Genomic DNA, 17,192 nt, shown 5'->3' with positions numbered 1-17,192 from the left:
GGCTCAGCGCAGATAGATCTCAACTTCGGCGGACTTCACGCTGAAGTACACCTCTGCCCCCGGCAGCAGGTCGAGTTCCGCTGCAGACGCCGTGGTGATCTCCGCGCTCAGATGATCGGCCCGCACAGTGGTGCGTCCGCCGTGCTGCTCGAGGTCGGTGATGGTCACGGCCAGCACGTTCCGCGGACTACCTGTCGGTCGGAGCCGGTGGACCGCCACGGCGCGCGGGCTGAAGACGGCAGCAGCCTCCTCGCCCGCCGGAAGATCCCGATCCCGCAGCGCCGCCAGCTGTACGCCTCCCGGCGTAAGGAGACCATCGCGCGTTGTCGTGCCGGTCATGAGGTTCACCCCGGCGAGTCCTGCAGCGAAGCTGCTGCGCGGCCGTTCGAGGACCAGCCGGGTGGGTCCGTCCTCAACGATCCGCCCGCCGTCGACAATCACAACGCGGTCGGCCAGCAGCAGAGCATCGACGATGTCATGGGTGACGATGATCGCGCTTCGCCCCTCGAGTACCCGTCGGAGCATCCTGCGCACCATTGGTGCCACCGAAATGTCCAGTGCAGCCAATGGCTCGTCCAACAGCAGAAGCGCAGGCTCAGCGGCCAACGCCCGTGCAACGGCTACCCGTTGCGCCTGTCCGCCGGAAAGGCTCACCGGCCGGCGGTGTGCAAGATCGGCTGCATCCACTTCTCGAAGCCAGCGGTGGGCTTCTTTGCGGGCTGCGCTCCGCGGCACGCCGGCGCACCGGGGGCCAAAGGCAACGTTCTCCAGAACCGAAAGGTGCGGGAAAAGCAGCGCATCCTGCGCCAACAGGGCGATACCGCGGGTATGCGGCGCAAGCCACTCGCCGTCGTCGTACAGGGTTTTCCCATCCAGGGTGGCCGAGCCATAGTCCGGGCGAAGCAGGCCGGCCAGTACGCTGAGCAGCGTGGATTTCCCAGCGCCATTAGGCCCCATCAGCGCTACCGTCTCTCCGGTGGCGAGGGAGAACCGGACGTCGAAATCCCGGGCTGGAACGTGCGCGGTGAAATCCAAGCTCATGGTGCATTGCCCTCATGAATCCGGTGCGCCACGGCGACCACCAGCACCGCAACCGCGACGAGCACGAGGGACAACGCCACCGCGGCGTCCGGGTCAGTCTCCCGCTGCAGATAGATTTCGAGCGGCAGCGTCCGGGTGACGCCCTGCAGGCTTCCGGCGAACGTCAGCGTCGCCCCGAACTCGCCGAGGGCGCGCGCGAAGGACAGCACGGCACCGGAAACGATCCCGGGCCCCACGAGGGGGAGGCTTACCCGCCGCAGCACCGTGGTGGGTCCCGCCCCCAGCGTCGCAGCGACGGCCTCGTGCCGGGTACCTGCAGTGCGCAGGGCGCCCTCGAGGCTCAGCACGAGGAACGGCAGCGCGACAAAAGTCTGCGCCAGCACGACGGCGGCGGTCGAGAACGCGATGTCCACCCCTAACACCCGCAGCGACTCGCCAAGCAAGCCCTGCCTGCCAAACGTGTAGAGCAGAGCGATACCGCCGACCACAGGCGGCAGCACCAACGGCAGGAGCACGAGCGCCCGGAGGACGCGCTGGCCCCTGAACCGGGTGCGCGCGAGGGCGAACGCCATGGGTACACCGAAAAGGACGCAGAGCAACGTACTTGTTCCTGAGGTCTGGAGGCTCAGGAGCAGCGCGGCGCGTGAGGAGTCGGAGGCTACCAACTCTGCGAACCGGGACCAGTCCACGCGAAGAACGAGTGCGGCGAGCGGCACAATGAGGAACAGGGCACCCGCCGCTGCGACCGCAAGAAGCCAGCGCGGCATTCCGGAATAGACTCCGGTCACTGGTCGGGCTTCCCGAAGCCGTGGGAGGACAGTATCTCCTGGCCGCTCCCTCCAAGGACGAGGTCAATGAAGTCCGAGGCCGAATCCCCGCTGCTTCCAACCGCTGCGATCGGATAGGTATTTACTGCCTGCGCGGCGGCATCGATCGGTACGCCGTCCACGGCGCCCCCCGAGGCGTCAACATCGGTGACATAGACCAGCCCGGCATCGGCCTGCCCGGAGGAGACCTTGCCAAGGACGTCGGTAACCGAGCCCTCCTCGCTCACGGGCTCAAGCCAGACGCCGCTTACTTCCTGCGCTGCCGCAGCCGCGGCTCCGCAGGGCACCTGCGGAGCGCACAGCACCGTGGCAATACCAGGCTCTGTGAGTGACTCAAGAGATTCGATGCCGAGCGGGTTTCCCGCTGCCACTGCGATGGTCAGCACGTTGGTGGCAAACGTCTTCGACGGCGAGGCCAGCAGGCCCTCGGCAGCTACCTGCTCCATCGTGGCAGTATTCGCCGGGGCGAAGACCTCGGCGGGCGCCCCGGCGATGATCTGCGTCGCCAGGTCCGATGATCCCGCAAGGTTCAGTTGCACGCTCAGCCCTGGATGGACGGCTTCGAATTCAGTGGCGATTTCCTCAAAGGGGGCCTGGAGTGAAGCGGCTGCGTAGACGTTGAGGACGCCATCCGCCGCCGGATCCGTGTTGCTGCAGGAGGCAAGGGCACACACGACGACGACGGCGCTCACCAGCCTGCGCAAGCGGCGCGTCACCGGGGGCCGCCGGCTGATCGGGGTTGAGAGGTGAAATTATCCGCTGATGTCTCAACGATGACGTTAGTTGCTTTGATGACAGCAACAGCAACGGTGCCCGGCTCTATCCCAAGCTCGCGTACCGCTTCGCTGCTCATCAGGGAAACAACCCGGAGCGGTCCGCACTGGAGCTCGACCTGCGACATCACTCTGTCGCTGGTTACCTCTGTCACCAGCCCCACAAAGCGGTTGCGGGCGGACGTTGCAACACCGTGCGGGTCTGCGGGAAGGACAGCGCGATCGCGTGCCAGGCGTGCGAGCTCCAGTCCGTCGACAGAGAGGACACCCGATGAGCGCTTAGCGCCCAGGATTCCATCGTCGATCCAGCGGCGCACGGTATCGGTACTGACGCCCAGAAACTGCGCGGCGTCTCGGATGCGTACTTGAGTCATAACATCCAACCTATCGTGGTATGTGCAACCAAATGACCCGTATCCGAACAGATTTTTCCATCCCGGTCGAGACCATGGCGGAATGGGTTTGGGGCGGGGCTTGGTTTCGGGCTAAGATGGTTCGTCGGTCACATGTTCTACAGGAGTTTTCATCAAAAGCGATCTCAGTTCGCCCCTGGTCTTCAATGTCAGGGATCTTGGGCGCAGCCCGGGGAGCATGCGGACAGTCGAAGAACATGTGCCCGCGCCGAAAGATTTTGGTGTGGCGCTCATCGGCGTTCAGGAAGGCTCCAGCATGGAGTTGGACCTGAGGTTCGAGGCTGTACACGAGGGGATCCTGGTATCGGGAACCGTTGACGTCGAAGTATCCGGCGAATGCGGTAGGTGCCTGGACCCGCTCAGCTACGGCACCAGTGTCGATGTGCAGGAACTCTTCTACTACGACGCCCCTGAGATGGCGGAGGATGAAGAGGAGGACCTGCAGCGTCAGGTCGAGAATGACACAGTCAATCTCGAACCGGTGCTGCGGGACGCAGTAGTGACATCGCTGCCGTTCCAACCGGTATGCCGGGAGGACTGCCAGGGTTTGTGCGCTGAATGTGGTGCTCGCCTGGAGGATGACCCCGGACACCGGCACGAGGTCCTTGACCCCCGCTGGGCTGCTCTGACAGGGTTGGCCGGTGCGGCCGCCGACCCTGAGGCAGCGGAACCAGAAGTTAAGACAGAGTCAGACAAGAGAGAAGAGAGTTAGTCGTGGCTGTTCCCAAGCGGAAAATGTCCCGCTCGAATACGCGTGCACGCCGGTCCCAGTGGAAGGCTGTTGCTCCCAAGCTGGTGAAGACGGTGGAGAACGGTCGCGTCACTTACAGCCTTGCCCACCAGGCCAAGGTTGTCACCGATTCCGCCGGCACTGAGTTGTTCCTTGAGTACAAGGGCCGCAAGGTAGCCGACGTCTAAATGCCAAGAGCACCGGTTTACGGTGCTTGAGGCTTCGATCGCGAAAGCGTCGCCGCGTGGAGAGTTCAGAAGATCTTTTGAAGCGTCTCGGTGTCACTATTGACGCCGAGACGCTTCGTCTTGCCCTGACACATCGGTCCTATGCGTATGAACAGGGCGGAATCCCTACCAACGAACGCCTCGAATTCCTCGGCGACTCCGTCCTCGGGCTTTCGGTCACGGACGCTCTCTACAGGGACAATCCTGATCTTTCAGAGGGTGAACTCGCCAAGAGGCGTTCGGCGGTGGTGAGTACCCGCGCCCTCGCGAAGATTGCCCGCGGCCTCGATCTCGGGCAGCACATCCTCCTGGGACAGGGAGAGAAGCTCACCAATGGCTGGGACAAATCCTCAATTCTTGCTGACACCATGGAAGCCATCATCGGCGCCACCTATCTCAGCAACGGCATGGAGACCGCACGGTGCCTCGTCATGCGCATCATCGGTCCGGTGCTCCGGGACGCCGCAGCCCTTGGCGCCGGAACGGACTGGAAGACCAGCATCCAGGAAATCGCCGCGGCACAGCGCATGGGGGTTATCGACTACAAGGTGACGGGTTTCGGGCCTGACCATGACCGCCGGTTCGAGGCCGTCCTGGTGATCGGCGGAGCGACCTACGGCTCAGGTTCCGGGCGCTCCAAGAAGGAGGCCGAGCAAGAGGCTGCCTCTGCCTCGTGGAAGCTCCTTCAGCCTGAGGTAAACCAACTGCCTCTCGCACACGCGGACGCACAGCTCCGCCACTCCACGTGATCTTTGCACCTCGTTATGCCTGAGCTTCCCGAGGTGGAGGTAGTGCGCAGGGGTCTCGCGCGCTGGGTTCGCGGGCGCCGCATCGAGGCGGTCGACGTCCTGGACCCCCGTTCAATCCGCCGCCATGCCCTCGGCATCGAGGATTTCATTGGAAACCTCATCGGAGCCCGCGTCAGCGATGCCGTGCGTCGGGGCAAGTTCCTCTGGCTGCCCCTTACCCTCACCGATGACGACGGCGGCTCCCGGCCTGCGCCGTCACCGGACCTGGCGTCCTCAAAGGAACTCCCGGACGGCAGGCCGCCAGTTGCGCTCATGGCTCATCTTGGAATGAGCGGCCAGTTGCTGGTCGAGGACCGCACCCAGCCGGACGAGAAGCACCTGAAGGTTCGCCTTCGGCTGTCTCCGGCTGCTGGGCCTCAGCCGGTGCCGGAGGAGCTTCGTTTCGTGGACCAGCGGATCTTCGGCGGGCTTTTTGTCACGAGCATGGTGGCAACAGCTGATGGTCTTCCCGGCGGACTGGGGGAGGACCTCGTTCCCCTGGTGCCGGTTGAAGCGACGCACATCGCACGTGACCCGCTGGACCCTGCATTCTCCTTCGAGGATTTCTACCGCAAGCTGCATTCCCGCCGCACGGGGCTCAAGCGCGCCTTGCTCGACCAGACGCTCGTCTCGGGAATCGGAAACATCTATGCCGACGAATCATTGTGGGCAGCGAAGCTGCACTACGCCCGCCCCACTGACACCCTTCGGCGTGCAGAAGCCTCGCGACTGGTCGAGTCGTGTAGGGACGTCATGATCCGGGCGCTCGAGGCAGGCGGCACCAGCTTCGATTCGCTTTACGTAAACGTGAACGGCGCGTCCGGATACTTTGAGCGCGCGCTGAACGCCTACGGGCGGGAGCGGGAGCCCTGTCGGCGATGCTTCGAGAATGGTTTGGATTCCCTGATCCGGCGCGACACCTTCATGAACCGGTCCTCATACACGTGCCCCAGGTGCCAGCCACGGCCGCGTAACGGACGCTGGTGAGCGGCTCCGACGTGACAAAAGTAAGTAAGCTGACTAGATTCGATATCTCAGTATCTCAGTACCCGACACGTCAGGAGTATCGCGATGAAGAACAAGTTGGTTTTTGCAGCAGGTATGGCAGCAGGCTACGTTCTGGGCGCCCGGGCCGGTCGTGCAAGCTATGAGCAGATCAAAGTGAAGGCCAACGAGCTCTGGAACAACCCGAAGGTCCAGGACAAGGTTTCCCAGGCATCGGAGACGGTAAAAACGAAGGCTCCGGAGGTTCAGGCGCAGGCAGAGCAGGCCCTGAAAAAGGCGCAGTCAGCCATGCACCGCAATGGCGATCAGGACGGCCCCAAAAGCGCGCAGGACGAGTACAAAATCTAATCCGGCGCGGCTGAACCGGCGTTTCTCGTGATTGAAATGTGACATCCAGTCCGAAAGAATGTAACGTTATGGACACGCCGGGCTCAAAAGCCCGGCTTCCTTCTGGTGGATTGCCTAATCCTGCCGCCGTCGGAAGGTCCGTTCGCTACACACTGCGGCAGGAGCGGGGGAACCAGATAGCGGGCTTCTTCAGAAGTCCTAGGGGTGAAGACTCACCGGTCCAAGACCGGTAGTCCGGCTGGCTCCCATCCGAATCCGACAGCTAACTCCGCCGGCATTGGGAGAGGCTATTTCCGTGTCCAAAAACCGTCATATCGCACGCCACCGTGCAACCCCGCCCAGCACCATGCAGGTCGTTTCCAAGGCAGTGAGCTCACACGCCGGCACCGTTGGCCGCCCAGCAGCCGTTGTTGTAGCAGCTTCCGGAATCATGTTCGGAGCGGCCCTGCCAGCAAGCGCGGGCACCACCACTTACACCCCAGCACCGTCAGTTGAGGCCAACGTCCAGGCTGCAGCCGCTCCTGTGGCCCCGGCAGCTCCGGTTGCTCCGGCTCCCGTGGCGCCGGCTCCGGCCGTCAATGCTCCTACCCACACTGTGCAGTCCGGGGACACTCTCGGCTCGATCGCAGCGAACTATGGCGTCAGCCTGGACGCCGTGTTCGCTGCTAACGGCCTCGGCTGGGATTCGATCATTTACCCGGGTCAGGTCATCAGCCTCTCCGGTAGCGCTGCTGCCGCTCCGGCTCCTGCCGCAGCTCCGGTACAGCAGATTCAGGTAGCAGCTCCGGCAGCCGCGCCTGCAGTGCAGGTACAGGCAGCTGCTGTTGCTCCGGCACCGGTCGAGACCAGCACCATCATCAGCCTTGCCTCCAGCAACATCCAGGTTGCAGACAACTCGGGCAGCGCCAGCGGCGCAGGCATCCTCGCGTCGGCTCGGGCCCAGCTCGCAGCCGGTGCTATCCAGGATTGCACCGTGCTCCTCGAAAAGGCCCTTGGTACGGGCGATCTCGGACCGGCACAGTTCGCTGGCTACGGTACCCCGGTTAGCACACCTGCACCGGGCGACATTGTCATCACGGGCGGACACGTAGCCGTCTACGCTGGCAACGGCCAGGTCATCAGCAGCGGAATGAATGGTGCAAACCTCACCATGCAGCACCCGCTGAGCGATCTGCCGGGCGCCTACTTCGTGCGCGTCTAATCTTCGCCTTAGTCTCTCGTCGCTGGGGAGGACCTGTAAAGGTCCTTCCCAGCGGCATTTAATGAACCAACGCGACAGGGAACAGGCTGACCAGGCTGAGGGTCCGATCGCAAACCGTCAGTTATCTGAACATCAGTGCCTGATGCGCGACGCTGAATCGCCATAGTGCGCGGCGAGGCGTGCAAAACCCTCGTCCAGGCTCACCTCCGGAGTCCAGCCAAGCAGGGACCTGGTGTGCCGCTGGTCGAACCAATGGGCCGTTGACAACTGCTCCGCGAGGAAGCGGGTCATGGGAGGCTCGCTGTCGGCCTTGGAAGCGCGCCAGATACTTTCGACGACGCTGCCGGCCGCTCTGCCTGCCCAGCCTGGGATCGATCTCCGGGGTTCCCGGACGCCGCCGGCGGAGCAAATGCGGGTGAGGAGCTCACCGATCGGGCGCGGTTCACCGTTCGTGATGACCAGCGGGGATCCGGAGATGTACTCCATCCGGTCAAGGGCGGCAGCGATGGCCGACGCCGCATTGTCCACGTAGGTTGTGTCAACGAGCGCGGTTCCACCGGCAAGCAGTGGCAGCCTGCCCGCGCGGGCCCGGCTGAGTACCCGCTCTACCAGCTGGGTGTCACCGGGTCCCCAGACAATATGGGGGCGCAGAACCGCGACCGGCATCTGGCCGTCGTTCGCCTCGAGAGCAAGGATCTCCGCCTGCGCCTTGGTGCGCGCATAGGATCCGCGGGCGAGCTCCGGCTGAGCCGGCCCGGCAACCGCGCCAACCAGCGACGCTCCGGTGTGGGCCACTGACGGCGAGGAAACGTGCACGAAGTGCTGAACGCCCGCGGACCGGGCCGCAGCCAGGAGCCCAGCTGTGCCGAGCACATTGGTGCGGTAGAAAGCATCCGGATTGCCGGTGACAGACACCTTTGCCGCGAGGTGAATGACGGCGTCGACCCCCGCGACAGCGTTCGCAAGGGCGGAACCGTCAGCGAGGTCACCTGCTAGGTCCTCCGCGCCCGGCACACCGGAGGGACGCCGCTGGAAGGTCCTGACATCGCGGCCGTTGCGCAGGAGCAGGGACGCCACCGCGCCGCCCAGCATCCCGCTGGCACCGGTGACGAGGACCTTCACGGCCTCTTCCTCCCACGCCCCTGGAGCGCGTCGCCGGCCCACGCAGCTACTGCTGTACGGTCGATTTTTGCGTTATGCCGGATATCGGTCGGAAGGGCGGACAGCGTGAGGACTGCAGCGAGACGGACTCCGCCCGGCCGGACAACGTCCCGGACCATATCCGACAAAGGGCGAGGAGCCAGGCCCGCCTGATCGGCAGCTTCCACAGGAACGACGACGGCGACAACGGCCTGTGTGCCCGTTGGACCGACACCGACCACGGCCGCCTGGCGAACCTCCTTCAACTGTTCGATCGACTGCTCGGGGCCCACGGGTGTCAGAACGCCGTCTGCGGACGTGATGACGTGTGCAAGCCGGCCCTCCACCCAGAGCCGTCCGTCCGCGTCGAGATGCCCGACGTCGCCGGTGCGGTGCCAGCCCGCGGTGCGTGATGATGCCTGTTCCGTGATCCATAACCGGTAATAGCGGTCTTTGACGTGCGGAGCACGCACGAGGATCTCGCCCGTAACGCCTGGCAAATCCGAGGGCACACCGGTGGCAGTGCCCGTGGGGTCAAGCGCGCTGATGCTGACCTCCGCACCCGGTACCGCTCGTCCAACACAGACGCCGTTCCCGGCTCCTGCTACCGAACTGTCCAGGGCCTCGCGAATGTCCTCGAGCTGTATGTCAGTGACGGGCAGCGCTTCCGTCATGCCGTAGGGCGTGTGCAGTGCGGCACCGGGTACCAATGGCTGCAATTGCTCCAGGAGGTTCACGGGGATAGGGGCTCCCGCAGAAAGCAGCACCCTGACGCGTTGCAAGGCATCCTTGCGGCCGGGGACAATGCCCGAGGCTGTGGCCAGGACGTTGCGCAGGGCAGCGGGGGAAGCGAAAACCATGGTGGCGTCGATGGCCGCGGCGGCATCGGCCAGCGCCCGTGCAGTCAGCGTTCGCGGAGCGGTGACGTCCATATCGGGTGTAACCGAAGCCGCTCCCAGTGCGGGGCCAAGCAGGGCGAAGGGCGCAAAACCAGCAACGAGAGCGCTGCCCGGCGCAAGGTTGAGAGTTGCAGAGAGAGTGTCCCGCATCGCCGACAGCTGGCGGTGTGTGTATACAACACCTTTCGCCGGTCCTGTCGATCCGGAGGTGAACAGGATCGCCGCGTCGGAATCGGGGGCGGGATCATCGCCCGCATAGCTCGGGTGCCCAGCGAGGAGGTCTTCGAGGCGGTGACGCACACCGAGGAGTCGCGCCCGTGGCGCTGCTCCGACGCTGACGCGGGTGCCCGGCCACCCGAACAGCCTGCCGGCGACGAGCGCGCGTTCAATGCCGATGAGGAAGTCCGGCACAGTGCCGCGAACGGCGCGGCTGAGCCCCTTGACCCCCAGCCCGGCGTCCGCGACCACGATCACAGCGCCCAATCTCAGGCAGGCATAAATCAACGTGGTCAGCTCAATGCCCGGGGGAACCATCAGGCTGACCCTGCTTCCCGCCGTGACTCCGATCCGGCTGAGGCCGGCGGCGAGGCGGCTGACCCTGTCCTCCAGTTCCTTCCACGACAGCGAGTCGGCCACCGCACCGTAGCTTCCCATATCTGCCACCGCCAGCATGTCAGCGGTCGGACCGCTGCTCCGCTCGTGGATCTGCTGCCAGAGCGGGGTGAACGCTGCGGAGGGACGGGCGGGACGGCCGTCGTCGTCGTTCTCGGTGCGGTGGTCAAGCCAATCAAAGATTGGCGAGGCGATGTCCCGGTCTTCAGCGACCAAATGGCTTGCGCCCTCGAAGCGGTGTATGTCAGCCTGCGGAAGGCGTTCCGCCAGGTCATCCAGATAGGTGTCCGAAAAGATCGGATCTGCCGGGCCCCACAGCAGAAACACGGGCACGTCGAGTGTACGGATGGAGTCGGCAATCCGGCTCAACTCCGCGTGGCTTGGGTGCCCGGGACCAACGGGAATGTCAGCGACGAACTGTTCGATGCCTCGGCGTCGGGCGGCTGTCCGGTAAGGCAGGCGGTAAGCCGCCCGTACATCCCGGGTGAGACGCGGGCGGGCCAGCGCAAGCGTTGTATCGAGGAAAGCGGTTGTTGTCGACGTTCCCACCCGGTGCACGGCGCCGCTGAGAGCGAGGCGCAGCGGCGCGGGAATGGGGGAGCCCGGGTTCTGGTGGATTGCCGTATTGGTCAGGACGACGGCGGTGAGGTTCGCGCGATTGCGGTCGGCGAAGCCAAGGCTGACGACGCCGCCCCAGTCATGTCCGACTGTCACTAGAGGTCCGCTGAGCCCGACCGCGGAGACGAAATCCTCGAGGTCGCGTACGCGGTCGGCGAGACGCCGGGCGCGTCCGGTCCGTTCGGAATAGCCCATCTCGAGCTGGTCAACGGCGATGACCCGCCAACCGTGCTCGGCACCCGCGGCCAGCAAGCTGCGCCAGAGGTAGGACCAGGTGGGATTGCCGTGGACACAGAGCAGCGTGCCGCGGAGATCACCGGTTACGGAGGCCAGGTTGTCCAGGTAGTGCCACCGGTTGATGGTTCCAGCCGGATCAACGTCGGCTGTGGACGGCACGTCGAGGTAGGCCGACCACGACGGGTCGACGCCGGGAAGTTCTACCACTCAATCTCCAGCATCGCGGTGTTGAGGCCGGAGCCCACACCCATGCACAGCACGCGGTCGCCGGTAGTAAGCCGCTGGGCTTCCGCGGCGAGCGTCATGGGCAGTGACGCCGGCCCGACGTTGCCCCAGAGAGGGAAGGTCTGGGGGACCCGGGCTGGATCGAGATCGACGGCTTCGATGATTGCCTTGGTATGGGTGGTACTCACCTGGTGGGTGACATAGCGGTCCATGTCCGACCAGTTCCAGTCCTGTTGGGCTTCGGTCCAGGCGTCAACCACCAGCTCCAGGCCGCCGTCGAGCAGCCCCTGTGCGTCCGTATACATGCCGTCGATACCTCCGACGCACAATTCGTGATGCTCAGTACCGGCACGCGCCACTCCGCCGAGGACGCGGTGGGAGCCCGGGTGGAGATCCGCCGGGCCCAGAATGGCGGCGGCTGCGCCGGAACCTAAGGTCAGCGTTGCAAACTCCTGCATGAAACTCTCACGCGTGGCCGTTGGCTCATTCAGCCGCCGAAGGGTGGCTTCCTGGGTGGCCTGGGCGTCTTCACCATTGACCACCATGGCGTACTGGATCTGGCCGGCTTCGATCATGTTTGCCGCCAGGGTCATCCCATTGACGAAACCCAGACACGCGTTGGCGACATCAAAATTCATGGCGGAGGACGGCAGCCCCAGACCGTTGTGGATCTTCACCGCAACGGATGGTTCGAGATTGGTGCGGGAGACCGAGGTGTTGATCAGCAGCCCGATCTGGGAAGCCGCGATACCTGTTGATGCGAGGGCCTTGGCGCCCGCTTCGATGGCGCCGTCTTCGAATCCCGTTCCGGGTGCCCACCAGCGCCGCTCGGTGATTCCCGCCACGCGCTGCAAAAGCCCTTTGGACAGCCGGAGCCGTTTCAGGGCCGGAGAGAGGATGCGATCGAATTCCGCAGACGTGACGATGACCGGTGCCTCAACACTTTCCACGCCGAGGAGCGCGGTGTTGTGATGTCGGAAGTTGAAATTACCGGTCAAATTTCCTGCCTCGTGTCCGTCTATTCCCTGTGCGGGTGGTCCGCTGGTCCGCTGTTCGCTGCACCGGAACCGATAGCGCTTTGCCGGCAGTGGATGCCAATCTGAAAATGATAAGCATACTTCGGTTACTAACGTTCCTGAGGAAAGCCTAGTTCCTCCGGCAGATAACGGCACGTTGACACCGGAGATACCCGGGTGGAGCTGCGTGGGTAAATGCCGTGAAACCGGCTGTGAACGCAGTAGATTATGGGTAACAATCCCTTTTTGGAGACCCGAGACCCGTGCACCTGAAAAGTCTGACCGTTCGAGGCTTCAAGTCTTTTGCCTCTGCGACGACCTTCGACTTTGAACCTGGAGTCACCGCCGTCGTCGGTCCCAACGGATCCGGCAAATCGAACGTTGTGGACGCCCTCGCCTGGGTGATGGGCGAGCAGGGCGCGAAGACGCTGCGCGGCGGAAAAATGGAAGACGTCATCTTCGCGGGCACCTCCGGCAGGCCGCCGCTGGGCCGCGCCCAGGTGTCGTTGACCATTGACAATGCCGACGGAGCGCTGCCGATCGAGTATTCAGAGGTGACAATATCCCGCACCCTTTTCCGGGCGGGCGGCTCCGAGTACGCAATCAACGGAAATAATTGCCGGCTCCTCGACATCCAGGAGCTGCTCTCCGATTCCGGGCTCGGGAGGGAGATGCACGTCATCGTCGGGCAGGGCCAGCTGGATCGTGTGCTGCACGCAACCCCTGAAGACCGGCGGGGGTTCATCGAGGAAGCCGCCGGAATACTGAAGCACCGCCGGCGCAAGGAAAAGACGGTCCGCAAGCTCGAGGCCATGCAGGCCAACCTCACCCGGCTCACCGACCTCACCGGCGAGCTGCGACGGCAGCTGACCCCGCTCGGCAAGCAGGCGGATGTCGCCCGCCGTGCCCAACAGGTGCAGTTCGAGGCCCGCGATGCGCGTGCGCGGCTGCTCGCCGACGACCTGGTGCAGCTCACCTCGTCTTTCGAGCAGGAGATTGCTGACGAGACTGCACTGAAGCAACGGCGTGCCGAGGTCGAGTCGCTCCTTGAGGCCGGGCGGTCCCGGCAGGCGGAACTTGAAGGCCTTGCCGCGGAGGCTACCCCGCGGCTGAATGCAGCACGTGACACCTGGTACCGACTCTCATCCGCCCGCGAACGCTTCAGGTCCCTCGGCGCCCTCGCCGAGGAGCGCCGTCGTCTGCTGGGGTCTGTGGACATCGCAGGGGAGGGTGGGCGTGACCCCGCTGAGTTGGACCGGCAGGCCGCGGTTGTCCGTGCCGAAGAGACTGAGCTGCACGAACGCGTTGCCGAGCTTTCCGACATGCTTGAGGACGCGCTCGAGCAGCGCGCCGAGGCGGAAGACGCGGCCGCCGCCGAGGAGCAGCGCCTCGCGTCCCTGCTGCGCGCAGCTTCGGACCGGCGCGAAGGGCTCGCTAAGCTGTCCGGTCAGGTGGGCGCAGCGCGGTCCCGGGTCGAAGCGGCGGAGGCAGAACTGGGCAGGCTCCGCGAGTCCGTCGTCGAGGTGGCCGAACGTCGTCGTCGTGCGCAGAGCGAGTTCACTGCGCTCGAATCGCAGGTTGCCGGTGCGGAGGAAGGCGAAGAGGGCCTGGACGCCGATTATGAGGAAGCCGGCGCCGCCCTTGACGCTGTGCTGGAGAGGCTGGAAGACCTCAAGGCGCAGGAGCGGTCGGCCGAGCGGGAACGCGGCGCGCTCCAGGCACGAGTCGAAGCCCTGCGTCTCGGCCTGGAGCGCAAAGACGGGTCAAGGACCCTGTTGGCGGCCGGGATGGACGGGGTGCTCGGGCCGGTTGCCGGGCTGCTGACGGTGGAGCCGGGCTACGAGGCCGCCATAGCGGCCGCGCTGGGCTCGTTGTCCGAGGGAGTCGCAGTTGAATCGCTCGGTGCCGCCGGTGCTGCCCTTCAACGTATGAAGGACGACGACGCCGGCCGGGTCGAGCTTCTCGTCGCGGTCCCGGCCGGTCAGGAGACAGGCGTTGAAGCGCTGCCCGACGGCGCCCGCGCCGCCGCTTCGCTCGTCACCAGCCGCGGCGGCGTGGAAGCGGCCGTGCGCGCCCTGCTGTCTGCCGTCGTCGTCGTTGAGTCGCTTGCGGACGCCGCGGATCTGGTGCAGCGGCATCCTTCGCTGACCGCAGTGACACGTGAGGGTGACGTCTATACGGCGGTCTCAGTGCGGGGAGGCACTGCCGCGGCGCCCGGCACCCTGGAAATGCAGGCAGCTGTCGATGAGGCAACTGAAGCCCTTCGTATCGCTACCGAACGGAACGAGCGCGCCCGCTTCGGGATTTCTGCAGCCACCGCACAGCGGCAGGAGGCTCAGGAACGGGCAGACGCGGCGCTGGAGAGGCTGCATGAGTCGGATGCACGGCTCGCTGCCGTCGCAGAGAAGCTGGGCCAGCTGGGATCAGTCCTGCGCTCCGCCTCAGGGGAAACCGAGCGGCTGACACGCCTGGCGGAAGCGGCCGAGGAAAACCTTGCCGCGGAGCAGGGCCGCCTTGAGGAAATCGCTCAACGGCTCGCGCACGCACAGGACGCTCCGGCGGACGCTGAGCCTGACACCCAGAGCCGGGACATGCTCGCTCTGGCCGCGACACACGCGCGTCAGGCGGAAATGGAGGCACGTCTTGCGCTGCGGAGCGCTGAGGAGCAGCTGAGGGCAACCGCAAGCCGGGCAGCGTCTCTGGAGCGTGCGGCGCAGACGGAGCGGGCAGCACGGGAACAGGCAGCGGAGCGGGCCAGGATCCGCAGGCTCCAGAGCGGCAAGGCAGCCGCCGTAGGAAAGGCCGTGCACCAGGCCCTGGCCTTCCTCGACGTCTCAGTCAACCGTGCCGGCCGCGCCCGGAACGCTGCTGACGAGGTACGGTCCGCGTGGGAGGCCGAGCTCGCCGGAGTCCGCGCTCGCAACGAGTCGCTGATGGAAGAGCTGGCGGAGTTGACCGATTCCGTGCACCGGGATGAATTGGCCCGCGCCCAGCAGCGGCTGAGGATCGAGGCACTTCAGAACCGGGCTATCGATGAGCTGGGGCTCACTGCGGATCACCTGGTCGCCGAATTCGGACCGGACCAACCCGTTCCGGCCGCCGCGCAGCCGGCGGACAAGTGGGCGGAGCTGCACGTGGCCGTGGACGACGACGGCAATGCCATCCGTGAGGGCGTGCCGTATGTCCGCGGAGAGCAGGAGAAGCGCCTCAAGCGGGCCGAGCGGGATCTTTCGGCGCTCGGCAAGGTGAATCCGCTGGCGCTGGAGGAGTTTGCGGCGCTCGAGGAGCGTCACCAGTTCCTCAGCACCCAGCTGGAGGACCTCAAAGCCACCCGTAAGGACTTGCTGGACATCATCCGCGAGGTCGACGAGCGCGTGGAACAGGTGTTCACCGCCGCCTACCGGGACACTGCGGAGCAGTTCGAGCGCGTGTTCGGTCGTTTGTTCCCAGGCGGCGAGGGCCGGTTGGTCCTGACCGATCCGGAGGACATGCTGACCACTGGCATCGAGGTCGAGGCGAGGCCGGCGGGCAAGAAGATCAAGAGGCTCTCACTGCTGTCCGGCGGCGAAAGGTCACTCACCGCCGTCGCACTCCTGGTGGCGATCTTCAAGGCCCGCCCCTCCCCGTTCTATGTGATGGACGAGGTGGAGGCGGCACTCGATGACACCAACCTTGGCCGGCTCATCACCATCTTCGAGGAACTGCGGGAGTCAAGCCAGCTCATCGTCATCACCCACCAGAAACGCACCATGGAGGTGGCGGACGCGCTCTACGGCGTGACGATGCGCGGCGATGGCGTGTCTACGGTGATCAGCCAGCGGCTGGTGGACGCCTGACGGACAGGTCCGTATCGACCAGCGTCTCGCGTGCCGCCGTCCACATCAGGAAAGCGGCCAGGGCCGTCACGCCGGTGAGCCCGAAGGCCCAGCCGTAGGAGAAGGCATCGACGAGCAGCCCGGCCAGGATCGGCCCGAAGATGGCTCCGGTATCGGTGCTCATCTGGAAGGCGGCCAGCACCTTGCCGCCGCTCCTGTCGTTGCCGATGACGTCGGCGACAGCCGCCTGCTGTGCCGGGTTGAGGATGCCTGCGCCGATGCCCGCGACCACTGAGACGGCGAGGAATGTCGTCACATCCGTGGTGAGGCCAAGGCATGCCATCGCGGCGCCGTTGACGGCCAATCCGGTGAGTACGAGCGGTTTCCGGCCGAGTGAATCGGCCAGCCTGCCGGAGACTGTCAGAGCGAGTGCAGTCCCGCCGGCGAAGAAGGCGAGGGCGATTCCGGCCACCTCCGGGCCTGCTCCGAGCACTGCCGCTGCGAACAGCGGCACGAGCGCCATGCGCACGCCGAAGGACGCCCAACCGTTTGCGAAGCCGGACACGAGCGCGGCCCGGTACGCCGAATCCCGGACGGCTTTTCGCACGGTGAGGGCCGGCTGGGCGGCAGCTGCCGTGCGGGTGCCCAGCGTGGAGTCCTTGAGCTGGAAGAAGACGACGGCGGCCGCAATCAGCAGCGCGCCCGCATACACAAGAAACGGAACCCTCAGGCCGAACCCGGCCAGCAATCCGCCCAGGAACGGGCCGGCAATGCTTCCGAGGAGAAACGCCGAGGCATAGGCGCCCGTCACCCGTCCCCGCATCCCAGCCGGCGCAATACGGACAATGAGACCCATCGCCGAGATTGTGAACATGGTCGAGCCGATGCCGCCAAGGCCGCGGAAGACCAGCAACTGCCCGTAGTCAGCTGCGAACGCGCATGCCGCCGTCGACAGCGCGACAATCAGCAGGCCGGCCACATACACCGGACGCTCACCGAGGCGTTCGACCAACTTGCCGCCGGCGGGCGCAAAGACAAGCCGGGTGAACGCGAAGGCGCTGACGATCACGGCAGCCGCTGTCGCCTCCACGCCGAAGCTCTGGGCGAACTGCGGGAGCACCGGCGCAACGAGCCCGAAGCCGATCGCGATGACGAAGGCCGCGGCGATGAGTACCTTGATCTCGCGCGGCAGGCGCGGGCGTTCTTCAGCGGCGGAGCCGGGTTTCGTGCGCCGGGGAAAGTTTCTGAAAGCAACCACGATTCATGATTCTCCCAGT

At 65.3% G+C, this 17,192-nt stretch carries 15 protein-coding genes and 1 riboswitch; of the genes, 7 read left to right on the top strand and 8 right to left on the bottom strand.

The window, feature by feature from the left end; all coding sequences use genetic code 11:
• Positions 1–3 precede the first annotated feature (3 nt).
• From ACZ2GY_RS09895 to ACZ2GY_RS09880, 4 genes are read right to left on the bottom strand one after another with little or no spacing between them, the layout of a single operon-like run.
• On the bottom strand, positions 4–1,041 hold the full coding sequence (locus tag ACZ2GY_RS09895) for a sulfate/molybdate ABC transporter ATP-binding protein (protein WP_471671781.1): 1,038 nt from the start codon (positions 1,039–1,041) through the stop codon (positions 4–6).
• Entirely contained in the window at positions 1,038–1,808 is a 771-nt protein-coding gene (locus tag ACZ2GY_RS09890; RefSeq protein ID WP_471673582.1) for an ABC transporter permease, read from the bottom strand. The genes ACZ2GY_RS09895 and ACZ2GY_RS09890 overlap by 4 nt, the downstream gene beginning before the upstream one ends.
• 17 nt (positions 1,809–1,825) lie before the next feature.
• The gene (gene modA, locus ACZ2GY_RS09885) at positions 1,826–2,584 is read right to left on the bottom strand and encodes a molybdate ABC transporter substrate-binding protein (RefSeq protein ID WP_471671780.1); all 759 of its coding nucleotides are present in this window, start codon (positions 2,582–2,584) and stop codon (positions 1,826–1,828) included.
• Positions 2,581–3,015, bottom strand: coding sequence for a TOBE domain-containing protein (locus ACZ2GY_RS09880; protein ID WP_471671779.1), 435 nt, complete (start codon positions 3,013–3,015; stop codon positions 2,581–2,583). Before ACZ2GY_RS09880 ends, modA begins: the two co-directional genes overlap by 4 nt.
• Before the next feature lie 217 nt (positions 3,016–3,232).
• Between ACZ2GY_RS09880 and ACZ2GY_RS09875 the strand changes: the two genes are divergently transcribed.
• The 6 genes from ACZ2GY_RS09875 (at position 3,233) to ACZ2GY_RS09850 (ending at position 7,353) form a co-directional block, all read left to right on the top strand.
• Positions 3,233–3,766, top strand: coding sequence for a YceD family protein (locus ACZ2GY_RS09875; RefSeq protein WP_471671778.1), 534 nt, complete (start codon positions 3,233–3,235; stop codon positions 3,764–3,766).
• A gap of 2 nt (positions 3,767–3,768) precedes the next feature.
• Positions 3,769–3,972, top strand: coding sequence for a 50S ribosomal protein L32 (gene rpmF, locus ACZ2GY_RS09870; RefSeq protein ID WP_056548281.1), 204 nt, complete (start codon positions 3,769–3,771; stop codon positions 3,970–3,972).
• A gap of 56 nt (positions 3,973–4,028) precedes the next feature.
• On the top strand, positions 4,029–4,760 hold the full coding sequence (rnc, locus tag ACZ2GY_RS09865) for a ribonuclease III (protein WP_056548283.1): 732 nt from the start codon (positions 4,029–4,031) through the stop codon (positions 4,758–4,760).
• 15 nt (positions 4,761–4,775) lie between these two features.
• Positions 4,776–5,786: a bifunctional DNA-formamidopyrimidine glycosylase/DNA-(apurinic or apyrimidinic site) lyase gene (gene mutM, locus ACZ2GY_RS09860; protein ID WP_471671777.1), complete on the top strand. Its 1,011-nt coding sequence runs from the start codon at positions 4,776–4,778 to the stop codon at positions 5,784–5,786.
• 84 nt (positions 5,787–5,870) lie between these two features.
• Positions 5,871–6,152 (top strand): hypothetical protein, encoded by a 282-nt coding sequence (locus ACZ2GY_RS09855; protein ID WP_056548287.1) that lies wholly within the window; start codon positions 5,871–5,873, stop codon positions 6,150–6,152.
• 111 nt (positions 6,153–6,263) lie between these two features.
• Positions 6,264–6,443: riboswitch (cyclic di-AMP (ydaO/yuaA leader) on the top strand.
• Positions 6,444–6,447: 4 nt separating this feature from the next.
• Complete coding sequence (locus ACZ2GY_RS09850; RefSeq protein WP_471671776.1) at positions 6,448–7,353, top strand: LysM peptidoglycan-binding domain-containing protein; 906 nt, start codon at positions 6,448–6,450, stop codon at positions 7,351–7,353.
• 132 nt (positions 7,354–7,485) lie between these two features.
• Here the strand turns inward: ACZ2GY_RS09850 and ACZ2GY_RS09845 are convergent, their stop codons facing one another.
• From ACZ2GY_RS09845 to ACZ2GY_RS09835, 3 genes are read right to left on the bottom strand one after another with little or no spacing between them, the layout of a single operon-like run.
• A complete protein-coding gene (locus tag ACZ2GY_RS09845) occupies positions 7,486–8,475 on the bottom strand; it encodes an NAD-dependent epimerase/dehydratase family protein (protein ID WP_346028192.1) in 990 nt (329 codons plus the stop codon).
• Complete coding sequence (locus tag ACZ2GY_RS09840; protein ID WP_471671775.1) at positions 8,472–11,066, bottom strand: alpha/beta fold hydrolase; 2,595 nt, start codon at positions 11,064–11,066, stop codon at positions 8,472–8,474. Before ACZ2GY_RS09840 ends, ACZ2GY_RS09845 begins: the two co-directional genes overlap by 4 nt.
• Entirely contained in the window at positions 11,060–12,082 is a 1,023-nt protein-coding gene (locus ACZ2GY_RS09835; RefSeq protein ID WP_277359099.1) for a 3-oxoacyl-ACP synthase III, read from the bottom strand. Before ACZ2GY_RS09835 ends, ACZ2GY_RS09840 begins: the two co-directional genes overlap by 7 nt.
• A gap of 281 nt (positions 12,083–12,363) precedes the next feature.
• Here ACZ2GY_RS09835 and smc point away from each other — a divergent pair, with 281 nt between their 5' ends.
• Entirely contained in the window at positions 12,364–15,936 is a 3,573-nt protein-coding gene (gene smc, locus ACZ2GY_RS09830) for a chromosome segregation protein SMC (protein ID WP_471671774.1), read from the top strand.
• On the opposite strand, the gene ACZ2GY_RS09825 is transcribed toward smc, so the two are convergent.
• A complete protein-coding gene (locus ACZ2GY_RS09825; protein WP_404800683.1) occupies positions 15,911–17,173 on the bottom strand; it encodes an MFS transporter in 1,263 nt (420 codons plus the stop codon). The genes smc and ACZ2GY_RS09825 overlap by 26 nt on opposite strands.
• Positions 17,174–17,192 lie beyond the last annotated feature (19 nt).

The sequence above is a fragment of the Arthrobacter sp. KKT183 genome (assembly GCF_055657625.1).
The sequence above is the reverse complement of the archived record's forward strand: the minus strand, read 5'-3'. Positions and strand labels throughout refer to the sequence as shown.